Below are 16,331 nucleotides of genomic sequence, written 5' to 3' on the forward strand. Positions count from 1 at the left end.
GTGGGTGTTGGAACGGAGCCACGGCAGCTCCGACCATTCAGAACTGGCCCTACTCTCGCTCAAGTTGACGTTAACGTAAAGGGTGATTGACAGCCATTCGTCACAGGCTTACGTTAACGTAAAGGTGAGAACTGAAACGCCCTTCTCCCCACCCTACAAAAAAGCCAAAAGGTGACCCATGAGCTACCCATCCCTGAACTTTGCCCTCGGTGAAACCATCGACATGCTGCGCGATCAGGTTCAGTCCTTTGTCGCCAAGGAGATCGCCCCGCGTGCCGCGCAGATCGACAGCGACAACCTGTTCCCGGCCGATCTGTGGCGCAAGTTCGGTGACATGGGCCTGCTCGGCATCACCGTGCCCGAAGAGTACGGCGGCGCTGGTCTGGGTTACCTGGCGCACGTGGTGGCGATGGAAGAAATCAGCCGTGGCTCGGCTTCGGTGGCGTTGTCCTACGGCGCCCACTCCAACCTCTGCGTGAACCAGATCAACCGCAACGGCAACCACGAACAGAAAGCCAAATACCTGCCGAAGCTGATCAGCGGCGAACACGTCGGCGCTCTGGCGATGAGCGAGCCGAACGCCGGTTCCGACGTGGTCTCGATGAAACTGCGCGCCGATAAACGCGGCGACCGTTTCGTGCTCAACGGCAGCAAGACCTGGATCACCAACGGTCCCGACGCCAACACCTATGTGATCTACGCCAAGACTGACCTTGAAAAAGGCCCGCACGGCATCACCGCGTTCATCGTCGAACGTGACTGGAAAGGCTTCAGCCGCAGCAACAAGTTCGACAAACTCGGCATGCGCGGCTCCAACACCTGCGAGCTGTTCTTCGATGACGTCGAAGTACCAGAAGAAAACATCCTCGGCGTGCTCAACGGCGGTGTGAAAGTGCTGATGAGCGGCCTCGATTACGAGCGCGTCGTGCTGTCCGGTGGCCCGACCGGAATCATGCAGTCGTGCATGGACCTGATCGTGCCGTACATCCACGACCGCAAGCAGTTCGGCCAGAGCATCGGCGAGTTCCAGCTGATCCAGGGCAAGGTCGCCGACATGTACACCCAGCTCAACGCCAGCCGCGCCTACCTCTACGCCGTGGCCCAGGCCTGCGAGCGCAACGAAACGACGCGCAAGGACGCCGCCGGCGTGATCCTCTACACCGCAGAACGCGCCACGCAAATGGCCCTTGATGCGATCCAGATTCTCGGCGGTAACGGTTACATCAACGAATTCCCGGCCGGTCGTCTGCTGCGTGACGCCAAGCTGTACGAAATCGGCGCCGGCACCAGTGAGATCCGTCGCATGCTGATCGGTCGCGAACTGTTCAACGAAACCCGCTAAACGGAGCTGTCCATGGCTATCCTGCATACCCAGCTCAACCCTCGTTCAGCGGAGTTCGCCGCCAACAGCGCGGCGATGCTCGAACAGGTCGACGCCCTGCACACCCTCCTTGCCCAAGTGGCCCAGGGCGGCGGCGCGAAAGCTCAGGAACGTCACACCTCGCGCGGCAAACTGCTGCCGCGTGAGCGCATCAACCGCCTCCTTGATCCGGGCTCGCCGTTTCTGGAGATCAGCCAATTGGCCGCCCATGCCGTTTATGGCGAGGACGTGCCGGCCGCTGGCGTGATTGCCGGGATCGGCCGCGTGGAAGGCGTCGAATGCATGATCGTCGCCAACGACGCGACGGTGAAAGGCGGCTCGTACTACCCGCTGACCGTAAAGAAACACCTGCGCGCCCAGACCATCGCCCAGCAAAACCGCTTGCCGTGCATTTATCTGGTGGACTCGGGCGGCGCCAACCTGCCGCGTCAGGACGAAGTGTTCCCGGATCGCGAACACTTCGGGCGGATCTTCTTCAACCAGGCCAACATGAGCGCCATGGGCATTCCGCAGATTGCCGTAGTCATGGGCTCCTGCACCGCAGGCGGCGCTTACGTACCGGCGATGGCCGACGAAGCGATCATGGTGCGCAATCAGGCGACGATTTTCCTCGCCGGCCCGCCGCTGGTGAAAGCCGCGACCGGTGAAGTGGTCAGCGCCGAAGACCTCGGCGGGGCCGATGTGCACTGCAAGACTTCCGGGGTCGCCGACCATTACGCAGAAAGCGATGAGCACGCCCTCGCCCTCGCCCGCCGCAGCGTCGCCAACCTCAACTGGCGCAAGCTCGGCGAAGTGCAGCAGCGCGCGCCGATTGCACCGCTGTACGCCAGCGACGAGTTGTACGGCGTGGTTTCGGCGGACGCCAAGCAGCCGTTCGATGTGCGCGAAGTGATTGCGCGACTGGTCGACGGTTCGGTGTTCGATGAATTCAAAGCGCTGTTCGGGACGACGCTGGTGTGCGGCTTCGCCCATCTGCACGGCTACCCGATCGCGATCCTCGCCAACAACGGCATCCTGTTCGCCGAAGCCGCGCAAAAAGGCGCGCACTTCATCGAATTGGCCTGCCAGCGCGGCATTCCGTTGCTGTTCCTGCAGAACATTACCGGCTTCATGGTCGGCCAGAAATACGAGGCCGGCGGCATCGCCAAGCATGGCGCCAAACTGGTAACCGCTGTGGCGTGCGCCAAGGTGCCGAAATTCACCGTGATCATCGGCGGCAGCTTCGGCGCCGGCAACTACGGTATGTGCGGGCGGGCCTACGATCCGCGGTTCCTGTGGATGTGGCCGAACGCGCGGATTGGCGTGATGGGCGCCGAACAGGCGGCCGGCGTGCTGGTTCAGGTCAAGCGCGAGCAGGCCGAACGCAGCGGTCAGGCCTTCAGTGCGGAACAGGAAAGCGAGATCAAGCAACCGATTCTCGACCAGTACGAAGAGCAGGGTCACCCCTACTACTCCAGCGCACGACTGTGGGACGACGGCGTCATCGACCCGGCGCAGACCCGCGATGTACTGGCCCTGGCCTTGTCCGCGTCGTTGAACGCGCCTATCGAACCGAGCCGCTTCGGCGTGTTCCGGATGTGATCGGGAGAACCTCATGAGCGACTTCAACACCCTCGAATTGCACAGCGATCCACGGGGATTCGCGACCCTGTGGCTGAGCCGCGAAGAAAAGAACAACGCGTTCAACGCCGAGATGATCCGCGAACTGATCCTGGCTTTGGACAAGGTCGCCAGCGACGCCAGCCTGCGTTTCCTGCTGGTGCGCGGACGCGGCAAACACTTCAGCGCCGGCGCGGATCTGGCCTGGATGCAGCAATCGGCCGAACTCGATTACCACACCAACCTCGACGACGCTCGGGAACTGGCGGAGCTGATGTACAACCTCGCCAAACTGAAAATCCCGACCGTGGCCGTGGTGCAAGGCGCGGCGTTCGGCGGCGCGCTGGGTCTGATCAGTTGCTGCGACATGGCGATCGGCGCCGATGATGCGCAGTTCTGCCTGTCGGAAGTACGCATTGGCCTGGCGCCGGCGGTGATCAGTCCGTTTGTGGTGCAAGCCATCGGCGAGCGCGCGGCGCGGCGTTATGCGCTGACGGCCGAGCGTTTTGGCGGCCAACGGGCGCGTGAGATTGGATTGCTGTCCGAAAGCTATCCGGCAACCGAGCTTGAACAGAAAGTCGAACAATGGATCGACAACCTCCTGCTCAACAGCCCCGCCGCCATGCGCGCCAGCAAGGATCTGCTGCGTGAGGTCGGCAACGGCGCGCTGACGCCGGCCCTGCGCCGCTACACCGAAAACGCCATCGCGCGCATCCGTGTCAGCCCGGAAGGCCAGGAAGGTCTACGAGCCTTTCTGCAGAAACGTGCGCCGAGCTGGCAAGCCGCAACCACCACCAAGGAGCCGCGTTGATGAGCGCACCTGTTCTCACCACCCTGCTGGTGGCCAACCGTGGCGAAATCGCTTGCCGGGTCATGCGTACCGCCAAGGCGCTGGGCATGACCACCGTCGCCGTGCACAGCGCCACCGACCGCGAAGCGCGGCACAGCCGTGAAGCGGATATCCGTGTGGATCTGGGCGGCAGCAAAGCGGCTGACAGCTACCTGCAAATCGACAAACTGATCGCGGCGGCCAAGGCCAGCGGCGCTCAGGCGATTCATCCGGGTTATGGCTTTCTGTCGGAGAACGCCGGGTTTGCTCGCGCCATCGAAGCGGCCGGCCTGATCTTCCTCGGCCCACCCGCCTCGGCCATCGACGCGATGGGCAGCAAATCCGCCGCAAAAGCGTTGATGGAAACTGCCGGCGTGCCGCTGGTGCCGGGTTATCACGGCGAAGCTCAGGATCTGGACACCTTCCGCGATGCTTGCGAGCGCATCGGCTATCCGGTGCTGCTCAAGGCCACCGCTGGCGGTGGCGGTAAAGGCATGAAGGTCGTCGAGGACGTCAGTCAACTGGCTGAAGCGCTGGCCTCCGCACAGCGTGAAGCGCAGTCGTCGTTCGGCGACTCGCGGATGCTGGTGGAGAAATACCTGCTCAAGCCGCGCCATGTGGAAATCCAGGTGTTTGCCGATCAGCATGGCAATTGCCTGTACCTGAACGAGCGCGACTGCTCGATTCAGCGTCGGCACCAGAAGGTCGTCGAAGAGGCACCCGCACCGGGGCTGAGCCCGGAGCTGCGCCGTGCGATGGGCGAAGCGGCTGTGCGTTCGGCGCAGGCCATCGGTTACGTCGGCGCTGGCACGGTGGAGTTTTTGCTGGACGCTCGCGGCGAGTTCTTCTTCATGGAGATGAACACGCGGCTGCAGGTCGAACACCCGGTCACCGAAGCCATCACCGGGCTCGATCTGGTGGCCTGGCAGATTCGCGTTGCTCGCGGCGAAGCACTGCCGATCACCCAGGATCAGGTGCCGCTGAACGGGCATGCGATTGAGGTTCGATTGTATGCGGAAGATCCGTCGAATGACTTCCTGCCGGCAACCGGGCGTCTGGATCTGTATCGCGAATCCGCCGCAGGGCCGGGGCGCCGTGTGGACAGCGGCGTTGAGGAAGGCGACGAGATTTCACCGTTCTATGACCCGATGCTCGGCAAGTTGATCGCCTGGGGCGAAGATCGTGAGCAGGCGCGGTTGCGGCTGCTGAGCATGCTCGATGAGTTTGCGATTGGCGGGTTGAAGACCAACATCAACTTCCTGCGGCGGATCATCGGTCATCCGGCGTTCGCGGCGGCCGAGCTGGATACCGGGTTTATTCCGCGCTATCAGGAACAGTTGCTGCCAGCGCCTGCTGCGCTGAGCGATGAGTTCTGGGAGGCGGCGGCGCAGGCTTTTGCACAGAGCCTGCCGGGGATGGCTCGGGCGGATGATCCGGCTTCGCCTTGGGCGCTTCCCAGCGGTTTGCGCGCTGGGTTGCCACGGGAAATCACTCTGCATTTGAGTTGCGAGGGGCAGGACCGGGCGTTGACGCTCGGTGCTGGCGGCAGTGCAAAACTGATCGGCGAGCAACTGATACTCGAGCACGACGGGCTGCGTCGGCAGCTGCGGGCGATTCGTCGTGAAGAGGTGCTGTTTCTGCAATGGGACGGCGAGTTGCGACGCGTTGAAACGTATGACCCGATCAGCGCTGTCGACGCCAGCCACAGCCATCAGGGCGGTCTGACGGCGCCGATGAACGGCAGCATCGTGCGGGTGCTGGTGGAGGCCGGGCAAGCGGTTGAAGCCGGTGCGCAATTGGTGGTGCTCGAGGCGATGAAGATGGAGCACAGCATCCGCGCGCCCCATGCCGGGGTGATCAAGGCGCTGTATTGCCAGGAAGGCGAAATGGTCAGCGAAGGCAGCGCGCTGGTCGAGTTGGAGGAAGCTTGAAAGGTGGATCGATCCTACGCCTGGCGAGGATCGATCTGACTAGTATTTGGCCGTTGCCTGAACCACGACACCGATGATTCGGCACTCGTCGGTCAACAAGGCTTTCGGCCAGGTCGGATTGAGCGGCACCAGGTAACGCTGGCCGCCCTCTTCGATCAGCTTGCGGAAAATCGCCTCGTCGCTGTCCGGCCACTGGGCGATCACCAGTTTTCCGGGCTCGGCTTCCAGCGCCGGATCCACCAGGATCATCATCCCTTCGCCGATGCTCTGCCCGGTGGGCGCGGTCATCGCGTTACCCGTCACCGTCAGCCAGAACGCCGGGCCACGGGCGTGGTAATCCGTCAGTTCGAAACGTCGCTTGTCCTTGGCACTCGAATACGCTGGCTGGCTCTCGCGGGCCTCGACCGGCGCATTCCACTCGCTGACCGGATAGCGAAAGTAAGGGTTGTACTTCTGCGCCAGGGGCATTTCGTCGTCCGCATCGATCTGCGGTTCACGAATCACCACCGCGACCTCGAGATACTCCATGCCCAGCGCTTTCAGCACGCGGTTCATCTGCGTGATGCCGGGCTCGCGGCGCTTGTTCAGCCAATGGCCGATACCGCCCTGCGACATGCCGACGCGCTCGCCGAGTTCGACTTGAGTGACGTTGAGTTCACTCATTTTGGCCTTGACCAACTCAATCCATTTATCCATGTGCGGCACCATACGTGGACGCCTGCGGCCGGCAAAACACATATTGTAGTATTTAAATTCTGGTCACAAATACTGATAGTACTATTCTTGGGTCACGGATTTGAATCGACCAAGGAGTGACCTTTCACCATGAATATCACCAGCAAAGACTTGCCCGACCTGCAAATGGATACCACCTTCACCTCCCCGCAAGGGTGTGCCGCTGCGCAACGGGCGTTGGACTATTACTTGAAACCAGCTGTGTCAGAACCGGATGCAGAGGAACGCTTCTTCGGCGTGAACAGCAACCTGAGTGGCGAAGAATCCCTGGTCCACGCCTCCGACCTGCTGCGATGCGCAGCAGCCACGGCGTTCAAGGCTGCGGATGGCTTACAGGGCGTCAATCGGGATCTGGCGTTTTCGGTCGTGCACATGGTGGACATGGCACGAGCGATGGTCGATCACTCGCTCGATGGCGCGGTTCGCTGAAGACGGGAGTTCGGACGGACAGGAAAGAACTTTCCAATCGCGCAGATAAAAACATTTGACTTGCAAATGATAATGATTATTATTGCAAGCAGCTGGTCGCGAGATCAGTCGATGGACCAGAGACCTTAGGTCGGTCTTCTGGACTATCTCCTCATCAGGCTAATCACGGTTTTTGACCCGGCTTTTTGCCGGGTCTTTTTTTTGCCAGTTTTCTGGCTTGTGGCTTCAGGCTAATGAAGTCTTTGGGTGCCGCAAATTCGATGGCGCGGATAATATCAAAAGAATATTGCCTGGCAAGCGAACCCCGGCCGCATTGGGGCAAAGTAATGCCAATTAGCACTTGAGAATCAATCGCATAGCCACTAAGCTGCATCCGCGTCACGGAAGACGCCCCCCGCCGCAACCCGCAATTTCCCTCGGTTTCACCCCTGTCTTGCGTGTAAAGTAGCCGCCATAAAAATCATATTCAGGAATCGATTATGACCGTGGCCAAATCTTCGTTCGACATCAGCGCCAACTTCGACAGCGGCAACATCCAAGTCATCGACATCAGCAACCCGCTCAACCCGGTTCTGGCAATTCGGCCAGATACCCGCAGCGGCCATTTCCAGTGGTTCCACTTCAAGGCCAGCGGCCTGCACGTTCATCAGGAACACTGGTTCCGACTGGTCAACGCCAGTCAGTCCTCCTACAACAAGGCCTGGACCGGCTATCAGGCGGTCGCCTCTTACGATCACGTCAACTGGTTCCGCATTCCGACCCAATTCGAAGGCGACAGCCTGCGCTTCTGCCTCGAAGCCGAGCAGACCCACGCCTGGTTCGCCTACTTCGAGCCCTACAGCCGTGGCCGTCATGACTGGCTGATCGAGCAGGCGCTGACCAAGGCCGGCACCGAACTGCTGGCCACCGGAAAAAGCGTCGAAGGCCGCGACATTCAGCTGCTGCGCAAAGGCACTGGCGCCGAAGGTCGCCGCAAGATCTGGATCATCGCCCAGCAACACCCCGGCGAGCACATGGCCGAGTGGTTCATGGAAGGCGTGATCGAACGCCTGGAACATCATGACGATCCGGTGCTGAACAAACTGCTGGCCAGCGCCGATCTGTACCTGGTACCGAACATGAACCCGGACGGAGCCTTCCACGGTCACTTGCGCACCAATGCCATGGGCCAGGACCTGAACCGCGCCTGGCAGAACGCCAGTCAGGAAGTCACCCCCGAAGTACTTTTCGTACAACAGCAAATGGAAAAGTACGGCGTCGATCTGTTCCTCGACGTACACGGCGACGAAGAAATTCCCCACGTGTTCACTGCCGGTTGCGAAGGCAACCCGGGTTACACCCCGCGCCTGGAGAAGCTCGAAGAGCATTTTCGCAGCCACCTGAAACACACCACCAAAGACTTCCAGACCAAGTACGGCTACACCCGCGACGAACCGGGTCAGGCCAACATGACTCTGGCCTGCAACAGCGTCGGCCAGAAGTTCGACTGCCTGTCGCTGACCCTGGAAATGCCGTTCAAGGATCACGATGATGCGCCGAACCCGTTCACCGGTTGGTCGGGCAAGCGATCGAAGCAACTGGGCAAGGACGTGCTGACCACCATCGCGGACATGGTCGACACCCTGCGCTGATCGCCCCTGAGTTTCGCTTCACGAAAGATCGCAGCCTGTCTGCGATCTTTTTTTTGCGCCGACTTTTACTCAATCAGGTTGCAAATCAAAACCGGATTACTTACCGTCATTCAAGTTTCAACTTGAAACCTGAAAGGAACCGGGACATGAGAACTGCAACACTCGATAAAGGTGTCGTGCTGCTCTTCGCCATCGCTTGCGGCCTCGCGGTGGGCAACGTGTATTACGCCCAGCCGCTGCTGGATGCGATGGCCGAAGCCTTCGAGATCTCGCCGGGCAGCATCGGCATCGTCATGACCTTGACCCAGGTCGGCTACGGCTTCGGGCTGTTATTGCTCGTACCCCTCGGCGACCTGCTCAACCGCCGCCGGCTGATCGTCATGCAAACACTGTTGTCCGCCGCGGCCCTGCTGATGATCGCCTTGGCCTCGAACAGCGCCTGGCTGCTGATCGGCGTCACTTTGACCGGCCTGCTGGCCGTGGTCACCCAGGTTCTGGTCGCCTACGCCGCAACCTTGGCCGTCCCGGCACAACGGGGAAAGGTTGTGGGCGTGATCACCAGCGGCATCGTCGTCGGCATTCTGCTGGCGCGCACGGTGGCCGGCGGCATGGCTGATCTGGCCGGCTGGCGCTCGATCTATCTGCTGTCGGCGGGGTTGACGCTGGTGATGGCCGCGCTGCTGTTTCGGGTGTTGCCCAAAGATGAAGACGCACGGCCGACCACACGTTACGTGGCATTGATCGCCTCAGTGTTCAGCCTCTTTCGTGAGGAACCGGTGTTGCGCCAACGAGCAATCCTCGCCCTGCTCACCTTCGCCAGCGCCATGGTGCTGTGGACGCCGATGGTGTTGCCGCTGGCCGCCCCGCCGCTGTCGCTTTCCCACAGGGAGATCGGATTGTTCGGACTCGCCGGCGCGGCGGGTGCACTCGCCGCCGCCAGAGCCGGACATCTGGCGGATCGAGGATGGGGGCAATGGGTCAGCGGTCTGTCGCTGCTGCTGATGCTGGGCTCGTGGCTGCCGATCGCACTGACCCAGTCTTCGTTGTGGGCGCTGCTGCTTGGCGTCATCACCCTGGATCTGGGCTTGCAGGCCGTGCACGTCACCAGCCAGAGCATGATCTACATCGTCCGCCCGGAGGCGCAGAGCCGACTGACCGCCGGCTACATGCTGTTTTATTCAATTGGCAGCGCTTTGGGCTCAATCGCCTCGACGGCCATGTACGCCTGGGCAGGATGGCCGGGCGTCTGCTGGCTGGGTGCCGCAATCAACATGGTCGCGTTGCTGTACTGGTGGCGAACGCTGGCCACCCGGAAACGTGGCGAGGCGGCTTGCGCCCTCGCCACGTCGGACTGACACACGATCAACCGCGATTGCGTCCCCGCAGCATGCTGTCGAGCACCTCGTCGCGGCGCACCCAGCCATGGAACAGCGCCGCCGCCAGGTGCAGCAGCACGGTCAGGAACAGCAGATACGCCAGATACCCGTGAGCCTTGCGCAGCAACGCGAACACCTGCGCATCCGCCGGCACGATCGACGGCAATTGCAGGGACGTGCCGAGCATCACCGGATCCCCCGCCGCGCTGATCATCGCCCAGCCGAGCAGCGGCAATACCAGCATCAGCGCGTACAGCAACAGATGAGAGGCCTTGGCCGCCATCACTTGCCAGCCCGGCAGATCCGCCGGCAGCGGCGGCTGACGGGTGCCCAGTCGCACCAGAATGCGCACGATCACCAAAGCGAGTATCGCGATGCCCAACGGTTTATGCAGGTTGATCAACCATTCATGCCGCGCCGACACCGAGGTCACCATACCGGCGCCGATGAACAACATCGCGATGATCATCAACGCCATCAACCAGTGCAGCAACCGCGCCAGCGGATTGAAATGAGTCGGTTGCGTGCTCATGGGCGAGCCTCCTTTTTGCCGGTTGGCAGTTGGCTGACTTCGCTGGTGCGACGCAGGTAGGAATCGGCGTAACCGGCCGAGCGCGCGGCCAGCAGCGGATCGTCGGAACCCTGAATGCCGGCCGGCAGCACCAGCGGATCGTAGTTGATGTCACGGCATTCGCCGCTGAGCTGCGGCTGGGTCTTTTCCAGCACCAGGGTGCCGGCGTTCAACATCTTGCGGCCGGCGGGCCAGGTCTTGCTCGCATCGTTCACCGGATCGTCGGCGTTGGCCAAGGTGATGTTCAACTGAAAGCGCAACGGCCCTTCCGCCAGGCGCTGCACCAGGTCTTTTTCAAGGAAATCGCTACCTTCAGGCGCGGTCGCACCGGCAGCGTCCTGGGCCAGAGGCGTCATGCTCCAGCGCACCGCCTGCTTCTTGCCGCTGGCATCCACCAGATAGAACGCGTTGACGCTGTTGTAGGTTTCCGTCGCGTAACTGGCCGAGGGTTTGGCGGTTTTTATCCAGGTCAGAAACGGCACGGCCTCCGGGTGTGCGGCAAAAAATGCCGGCACCTTGGTCGGGTCCGGTTTACCGGTGGCGGGATCCGGCGATTGCGCCTGCTGCAACTGATAGAACGCCTCGGGCGTGCCAACCGGGAACACCGGCATGCTGTTCATCCCGGTGCGCCACTGCTGGCCGTTGGCCTGAGTGAAACGCAGCGCCAGACTGCGGATCGGTACGGCGCTGTCCGGCGCATACGGACTGCCGGCTGGCAACGCAAAGCGCCCGACCACCGGAGTGCGCGGCTCGTTGAACACTTGCGCGACAGAATACGAGCGAGCCTCGCCGCTGCTCTCGAAATGTCCGATCACGCACACACCTTTGGCGTGATTGCGGCGAAAGCCCGGATGCACGCCGTTGTTCTTTTCCAGCACATCGACCAGCGCTTTTGGCGTCAGGCGTTGTGGGTCAAATGAACCATGAACGTAGGCAAACGCCCCGGCCAGGGCTGCGACTACCACGGCGATTCCGCCAAGACGCAACACCAGGCTCGCGGCACTCAGTGGCGGGCGTTGTGGCCCGCCGGGCGATGAACTGCGATCAACCATGAAGCACTCCAGGGCCATCGGCCACAAGTAGGAAGAATCAGCAAGACGCACGCCATCGGGATTTATTCCACGGCCCGGTATTTATTTTTCAGAACGTGGAATAACCTCCAATGCCGGGCGTCTTCCTAGTCCACAGCGTAGCGACTAGCAGAACTTCATGAGCGAATTCGACGAACAACTGCGAGAAATAATCCCCAGATTGCGGCGTTTTGCCGTGTCGCTGACACGCAACAGCAGCAGCGCCGACGACCTGGTACAGGCCAGTCTGGAGCGCGCGCTGTCGGGTTGGGGCGACAAACGCGCCGACGGCGATCTGCGCGCCTGGCTGTTTTCGATCCTGTACCGGCAGTTTCTCGATGCGCATCGGCGTTCGCGGCGGTATGCGCGGATGCTCGAATTCTTCACCGGCCGCGATGACGCCGAGCCCTCGGTGGAACGCACCGTGATTGCCCAATCGACCTTGAAGGCCTTCGACCGACTACCCACCGAACAGCGCGCGCTGCTGCTGATGGTGTCGGTCGAAGGCCTGACCTATAAGGAGGTCGCCGAGATTCTCGACGTCCCCACCGGCACCGTGATGTCGCGCCTGTCCCGTGCTCGCCAGGCCCTGCGCCAGCTCAGCGACGGGGAAATCAGCAGCCCTTCCTTGCGGATACTCAAATGATCAGTCTGCCCCCCAACGAACGCGACCTGCTCGCCTACGTCGACCACCAGCTCAGCGAGGCCGACCGGCATGTGCTGGAAACCTGGCTCGCCAGTCACCCGGACGAAGCGGCGCAGGTTCGCGCCTGGCAACAGGACGCCCAGCACCTGCGTGCCGCCCTCGGCGGCGCCTTGCAACAGCCGGCCAATCCCGACCTTGATCCGGCGCTGATCCGTCAGCGCCTCAAACGCCAATCGCGCCGCCAGTGGGCCAGCGCGGCGGTGTTGCTGATTGCCGTCAGCCTCGGCGGTGTCGGTGGCTGGAAGGCCCGGGACATGACCGTGTTTCATCCTCCGGCGCCGATGACGGATGCCTTGCAGGCGTATCGTTTGATCGCCCAGCAAGGGCTTCTGCCGGCGGACTACAAGGTCGATGGCGACGGTGACATCCAGCGCTGGCTCGACCGTTATTTCACTCAGGCCAATCGCCTGCCGGACCTGACGTCGGCCGGTTTTGCACCGGTCAGCGGTCGTCTGCTGAGCACCGATGAAGGCCCGGCGGCGATGGTGATGTATGAAGACCAGAGCGGGCACAAGGTCAGTTTCTATGTGCGTCCACCGGGACCGAAAAATACCTTCCTGCCACGGGGCAGCCGCCAGGACGGGGATCTGCAGGCCGAGTACTGGTCCGGCAAAGGCTACAACTACGCGATGGTCAGTCCGACCGACACACCCACAGCGAAAATGCTCAAGCAATCCGTAAGTTTCTAACCGGTTCAGAACCCCACATCCAGCACCACATTGTCCAGATAGGTTCCAGCGGGCGGCGTGGTCTGGTCGGTGTAGATTTTCGCGTTGTAATTGAAGATCTGGCTACCGGTGCCCAGGCCGTTGCCGGGGTTGACCTCGGCATCGCTGCTGGCCCGGCGGGCCGCGCCGACACTGCCCCAACGGGTGGTCCCGGCACTCTTGAAAATGTCGTAGGCCAGATAGTTGCTGCCGGAAATCATCCGCCGTCGTCCGCCGACGCTCAGCGCATTCTGCCCGTCATTCAGCCCTACGGTATAGGCACTGCCCTTGGTGCAGGCGAGGTTGATGGTTTGCCCCGTAACCTGGGTGAACGCACTGACCACCGGCGCGCTGCCGAAAGCGATGTTCGGCGCGGTGATGGTGCAATCGTTGGACACCGTCAGGTTGACCGTCAGTGTCGTGGTACCGCTGTTGATGTCGCGGCCCAGGCAAAGCCCGCCGACACCGATGCCCGAACAATAATTCCAGTTCCAGAAAATGCTCAGGGTCTCGGTATACACCCCGGCCGCCACGTTGCTGCCGATGGTGGTGCCGAAGTAGAGCGGAACGGTTTTCGGCACCGTACCGCTGAGCAAACCGAGGGCGTCGATGATGCCGTTGCGGGCGAAGTCATAGGCGGTGCCTCGGGTCAGCGGGTAACTGGTGCTGTTGTTGGCGTAGATCGTGTAACCGATCACGTCGCCGGTGGGCCCGAGCAAACCGCTCTGGGTCGAGGTGACGGTGGCCCAGAAATGATCATTGTTGGTCAACAGCGACAGCAGCGAACCGGTGCAACTCAAGCCTCCATTCAAAGTGGAACTGGGTTGCGAGGTGGTGCGCACGGCGATCGAACTGATGTTCCCGAACCCGGCCGGCGTGGTGGTGACAACCGAACACAGCGCCTGCGCCAGCCCCGGCAGCAGCAACAACAGCCACAGAGCAAGCCGCGCCCGGATCATTGGCACACCAGCGGGCCGATCAGCGGCACTTCATTCTGCTGCAGATCGACGCTGAATTGCGCCTGGCAGGTCTTGCCGTCCGCGAGAGTCACCCGCAGCGAATTCTGCGCCTGGAGGTTTTCCAGGTAGACCAGTCCGTCCCAGCCGACCACCGTCCGCGTGCCGCTCTGCTCGTGCAGCACGCCACTGCCCAGCGGCAACTCCTTCTGCTGCGCATCCACCAGCACGATGCTCGCGGCGATCACCCGGCTCAGCGGAAACTCCAGCAGATAGCCGCTGCCCCGGCGCACCGCTACACGTTGCTCGACATTCGGGCTGCGCACGTTGGCCGGCAGGTTCAGCGGATCGATTTCGTACTTGCCGCGGTAATAGGCGCTGCTCCACGGCACCAGCAAGTGGCCGTTGCGGTCGGTCTGGCCGACCTGCTGGTTCTCGTAACGCACCGGAATGTCCGCGTAGCCGTCGGTGCTGACCACCACGAACGCATCGTCGATGCGGTTGGCGGCGAACACTTGATCATCCATCCACACCAGCGAGCCGCTGGCATCGGCCCAACGGGTTTCGGCGTCGGACGTCCCGTAGACGCCGGCCTGCAGTTGCACCGATTGCAGGCGCCAGGTCACATCGGCCTGGCGGTAATCGGCGCCGTCGCCCTTGGCGTAGCCGAGATTGAAGCCCACTCCGCCCTCGGACGGCACAGCGCGGCTGTAGTTGACCCGCTGCTGCGTCTGCCCGGTCTTGCTGCGTTCGCTGCTGATGGCCAGGCTGCCGCGCAGGTCGAACGGAATCACCAGTTGCGCCTGCACCGCCCAGTTGCTGTCGCCGATTTCGCGGTTGGCCGACAGGTAGAAACTGCTGTTGCGCCACAGCGGTTTGCTCCAGCTCAGATTGAGCAACCGCGTGCGGGTTTCGTCTGCCGCGCGAATATCGAAATAACCGACGCCGAGACTGCCCCAGCGCTCGAGGTTGAGGCTCAGGGTCGCCTGTTCACTGCGCCGGCTGAGTGTGGTGTAGGGACTGTCCACGACCGTCAGGTCGGCATAGCGGTCACGGCGTTGCAGACGCTGATAGGAAAAGCTGTAGCGCTGGCCGCTGTATTGATAACCGAGGCTCAGCTGCTGCCCGCCGTCACCGTCGAAACGACTCTGGCTGATCGCACTGTTGAGAACCCCGAAATTGCCCAGCCGCAGGTTGCCACCCAGTCCCCCTAGGGTCAGGGTATCCGCCGCTTCGGCGTGACTCTCCAGGGTAAAGGTGTCGCTGACGCCGTAGCGCAGACTGCCCGAAGTCACGCCCGGACCGTAGCTGAAATCCTTCAGGCCGTAATCCCGGCGCAACGTACCGGCGGCCACCGAAAAATCGCTCAGACCCTTTTGCAACAGGCTGCTGGTGACGTAGAACGGCACCGTGGTCGACACCTGCCGGCCCAGCGCATCGGTAGTCACCACCACCGCTTCGCCAGCGCCGTTGATGAACGGAATGTTGGTCAGGGTGTACGGGCCCGGCTGCAGGTCGGTGCTGCTGGACTTGTAGCCGTTGATGAACAGATCCACCGAGGACGGCACCGCCGCTTCCCCGGCGAACTGCGGCAGCGGATAGGTCACCAGATCCGGACGCACCGCAAAATCCCGTGAGAACTGCACGCCGCCCAGCCGCACCGAACTGCTCCAGGGCAAGGCGCCGCTGACCACGTCCCCGGCCTCGTAGGTCAGCATCCGTTCATCATCGGAGTAGCGCCAGGTGGTGTCGTAACGCAGATAGCCGTTGTCCAGCGTGCTGACCGCATCCCCCGACAACGTACGGCGATATTGCCCGGTGTTCGACAACGTGCCCCAACTGTCGAACAGCCGCACCTCGTTCCACGCCGCGAGATAAGTGCCGGCGTCGTCGGTGTCATTGAGGTAGAGGTCATAGTTGAACAAAGCGCCGAAACTGCTCAGCGCCGGGGTGCGCGGATAGACTTCACGGTTACCGATGAACTGCTCCGGCAGCCAGTCCGGCGGCACGTCGAGCAGCAAGCGCTGGCTGACGCTGTCGTAATCGCTGTGCAGGCCCGGCAGGCCGTCTAGATCGACTTCGGCACCGGCCTCTTCCGGCAGCTTCATGCCGGTGTCGCGCAATACGCTGGCCGGCAGGAACAGGCGCCCGCCGCGCTGCTCCACCGCCACCACCCGACCGGTATTCATCTGGTTGACCACCAGTTCCAGAAACAACTGTGCATCACTCACGGCCTCCATGCCGCTGGGAGGCGGCGGCAGTTCACCGGCCCCGGATGGATGAATGAACATCAGGCACCACGCGCCGGTCATGAGCCACAACGGACGCTGAATACGGCGAGCCCATCCCGGACTCATTAGCGTGTTACGTCCGTCAATGGACTGATTCCTCCTGAAACCGCTGGCGCCGA

General features: G+C 62.1%; 15 protein-coding genes. 9 read left to right on the forward strand and 6 right to left on the reverse strand.

Annotation, left to right across the window (positions count from 1 at the left end):
- Positions 1-178: 178 nt before the first annotated feature.
- The 4 genes from BMZ46_RS22500 to BMZ46_RS22515 are packed head-to-tail and all read left to right on the forward strand — an operon-like array spanning position 179 to position 5,740.
- On the forward strand, positions 179-1,342 hold the full coding sequence (locus BMZ46_RS22500; protein ID WP_039767508.1) for an isovaleryl-CoA dehydrogenase: 1,164 nt from the start codon (positions 179-181) through the stop codon (positions 1,340-1,342).
- A 12-nt stretch (positions 1,343-1,354) separates the two neighbouring features.
- Positions 1,355-2,962 (forward strand): carboxyl transferase domain-containing protein, encoded by a 1,608-nt coding sequence (locus tag BMZ46_RS22505; RefSeq protein WP_074689008.1) that lies wholly within the window; start codon positions 1,355-1,357, stop codon positions 2,960-2,962.
- Between the two features lie 13 nt (positions 2,963-2,975).
- Complete coding sequence (locus BMZ46_RS22510; RefSeq protein ID WP_039767512.1) at positions 2,976-3,791, forward strand: gamma-carboxygeranoyl-CoA hydratase; 816 nt, start codon at positions 2,976-2,978, stop codon at positions 3,789-3,791.
- Positions 3,791-5,740 carry an acetyl/propionyl/methylcrotonyl-CoA carboxylase subunit alpha gene (locus tag BMZ46_RS22515; protein ID WP_074689010.1) on the forward strand — a complete coding sequence of 650 codons (1,950 nt, stop codon included), beginning with the start codon at positions 3,791-3,793 and terminating at the stop codon, positions 5,738-5,740. The genes BMZ46_RS22510 and BMZ46_RS22515 overlap by 1 nt, the downstream gene beginning before the upstream one ends.
- Positions 5,741-5,779: 39 nt before the next feature.
- Here BMZ46_RS22515 and BMZ46_RS22520 read toward each other — a convergent pair whose 3' ends face one another.
- The gene (locus BMZ46_RS22520) at positions 5,780-6,436 is read right to left on the reverse strand and encodes a LexA family protein (RefSeq protein ID WP_039767691.1); all 657 of its coding nucleotides are present in this window, start codon (positions 6,434-6,436) and stop codon (positions 5,780-5,782) included.
- A 129-nt stretch (positions 6,437-6,565) separates the two neighbouring features.
- On the opposite strand from BMZ46_RS22520, the gene BMZ46_RS22525 reads away from it, so the two are divergent.
- Entirely contained in the window at positions 6,566-6,904 is a 339-nt protein-coding gene (locus BMZ46_RS22525) for a DUF6124 family protein (RefSeq protein ID WP_039767517.1), read from the forward strand.
- A 163-nt stretch (positions 6,905-7,067) separates the two neighbouring features.
- Here BMZ46_RS22525 and BMZ46_RS29180 read toward each other — a convergent pair whose 3' ends face one another.
- Positions 7,068-7,286, reverse strand: coding sequence for a hypothetical protein (locus tag BMZ46_RS29180; RefSeq protein ID WP_134333879.1), 219 nt, complete (start codon positions 7,284-7,286; stop codon positions 7,068-7,070).
- Positions 7,287-7,383: 97 nt separating this feature from the next.
- Between BMZ46_RS29180 and BMZ46_RS22530 the strand changes: the two genes are divergently transcribed.
- Complete coding sequence (locus tag BMZ46_RS22530; RefSeq protein ID WP_074689012.1) at positions 7,384-8,535, forward strand: M14 family metallopeptidase; 1,152 nt, start codon at positions 7,384-7,386, stop codon at positions 8,533-8,535.
- Between the two features lie 146 nt (positions 8,536-8,681).
- Positions 8,682-9,890 carry an MFS transporter gene (locus BMZ46_RS22535; RefSeq protein WP_074689014.1) on the forward strand — a complete coding sequence of 403 codons (1,209 nt, stop codon included), beginning with the start codon at positions 8,682-8,684 and terminating at the stop codon, positions 9,888-9,890.
- 7 nt (positions 9,891-9,897) lie between these two features.
- On the opposite strand, the gene BMZ46_RS22540 is transcribed toward BMZ46_RS22535, so the two are convergent.
- The gene (locus BMZ46_RS22540) at positions 9,898-10,443 is read right to left on the reverse strand and encodes a cytochrome b (protein ID WP_011335009.1); all 546 of its coding nucleotides are present in this window, start codon (positions 10,441-10,443) and stop codon (positions 9,898-9,900) included.
- Positions 10,440-11,534, reverse strand: a complete 1,095-nt coding sequence (locus tag BMZ46_RS22545) for a catalase family peroxidase (RefSeq protein ID WP_074689016.1) — start codon at positions 11,532-11,534, stop codon at positions 10,440-10,442. Before BMZ46_RS22545 ends, BMZ46_RS22540 begins: the two co-directional genes overlap by 4 nt.
- 157 nt (positions 11,535-11,691) lie before the next feature.
- Between BMZ46_RS22545 and BMZ46_RS22550 the strand changes: the two genes are divergently transcribed.
- Positions 11,692-12,198, forward strand: a complete 507-nt coding sequence (locus BMZ46_RS22550) for an RNA polymerase sigma factor (protein ID WP_011335011.1) — start codon at positions 11,692-11,694, stop codon at positions 12,196-12,198.
- Positions 12,195-12,947, forward strand: a complete 753-nt coding sequence (locus BMZ46_RS22555) for an anti-sigma factor family protein (RefSeq protein WP_074689018.1) — start codon at positions 12,195-12,197, stop codon at positions 12,945-12,947. The genes BMZ46_RS22550 and BMZ46_RS22555 overlap by 4 nt, the downstream gene beginning before the upstream one ends.
- 5 nt (positions 12,948-12,952) lie before the next feature.
- On the opposite strand, the gene BMZ46_RS22560 is transcribed toward BMZ46_RS22555, so the two are convergent.
- Both BMZ46_RS22560 and BMZ46_RS22565 read right to left on the reverse strand, forming a co-directional pair.
- Entirely contained in the window at positions 12,953-13,924 is a 972-nt protein-coding gene (locus tag BMZ46_RS22560) for a Csu type fimbrial protein (RefSeq protein WP_039767528.1), read from the reverse strand.
- Entirely contained in the window at positions 13,921-16,278 is a 2,358-nt protein-coding gene (locus BMZ46_RS22565; RefSeq protein ID WP_074689020.1) for a fimbria/pilus outer membrane usher protein, read from the reverse strand. Before BMZ46_RS22565 ends, BMZ46_RS22560 begins: the two co-directional genes overlap by 4 nt.
- Positions 16,279-16,331 lie beyond the last annotated feature (53 nt).

This window comes from Pseudomonas sp. NFIX49 (assembly GCF_900115915.1).
Classification (GTDB): Bacteria; Pseudomonadota; Gammaproteobacteria; order Pseudomonadales; family Pseudomonadaceae; genus Aquipseudomonas; species Aquipseudomonas pharyngis.

Coding starts and splice junctions, on each gene's coding strand:
- BMZ46_RS22525 (WP_039767517.1), top strand. CDS start 6,566: ATGAATATCACCAGCAAAGACTTGCCCGACCTGCAAATGGATACCACC.
- BMZ46_RS22565 (WP_074689020.1), bottom strand. CDS start 16,278: ATGAGTCCGGGATGGGCTCGCCGTATTCAGCGTCCGTTGTGGCTCATG.
- BMZ46_RS22560 (WP_039767528.1), bottom strand. CDS start 13,924: ATGATCCGGGCGCGGCTTGCTCTGTGGCTGTTGTTGCTGCTGCCGGGG.
- BMZ46_RS22510 (WP_039767512.1), top strand. CDS start 2,976: ATGAGCGACTTCAACACCCTCGAATTGCACAGCGATCCACGGGGATTC.
- BMZ46_RS22535 (WP_074689014.1), top strand. CDS start 8,682: ATGAGAACTGCAACACTCGATAAAGGTGTCGTGCTGCTCTTCGCCATC.
- BMZ46_RS22545 (WP_074689016.1), bottom strand. CDS start 11,534: ATGGTTGATCGCAGTTCATCGCCCGGCGGGCCACAACGCCCGCCACTG.
- BMZ46_RS22530 (WP_074689012.1), top strand. CDS start 7,384: ATGACCGTGGCCAAATCTTCGTTCGACATCAGCGCCAACTTCGACAGC.
- BMZ46_RS22520 (WP_039767691.1), bottom strand. CDS start 6,436: ATGGATAAATGGATTGAGTTGGTCAAGGCCAAAATGAGTGAACTCAAC.
- BMZ46_RS22515 (WP_074689010.1), top strand. CDS start 3,791: ATGAGCGCACCTGTTCTCACCACCCTGCTGGTGGCCAACCGTGGCGAA.
- BMZ46_RS22555 (WP_074689018.1), top strand. CDS start 12,195: ATGATCAGTCTGCCCCCCAACGAACGCGACCTGCTCGCCTACGTCGAC.
- BMZ46_RS22505 (WP_074689008.1), top strand. CDS start 1,355: ATGGCTATCCTGCATACCCAGCTCAACCCTCGTTCAGCGGAGTTCGCC.
- BMZ46_RS22500 (WP_039767508.1), top strand. CDS start 179: ATGAGCTACCCATCCCTGAACTTTGCCCTCGGTGAAACCATCGACATG.
- BMZ46_RS22540 (WP_011335009.1), bottom strand. CDS start 10,443: ATGAGCACGCAACCGACTCATTTCAATCCGCTGGCGCGGTTGCTGCAC.
- BMZ46_RS22550 (WP_011335011.1), top strand. CDS start 11,692: ATGAGCGAATTCGACGAACAACTGCGAGAAATAATCCCCAGATTGCGG.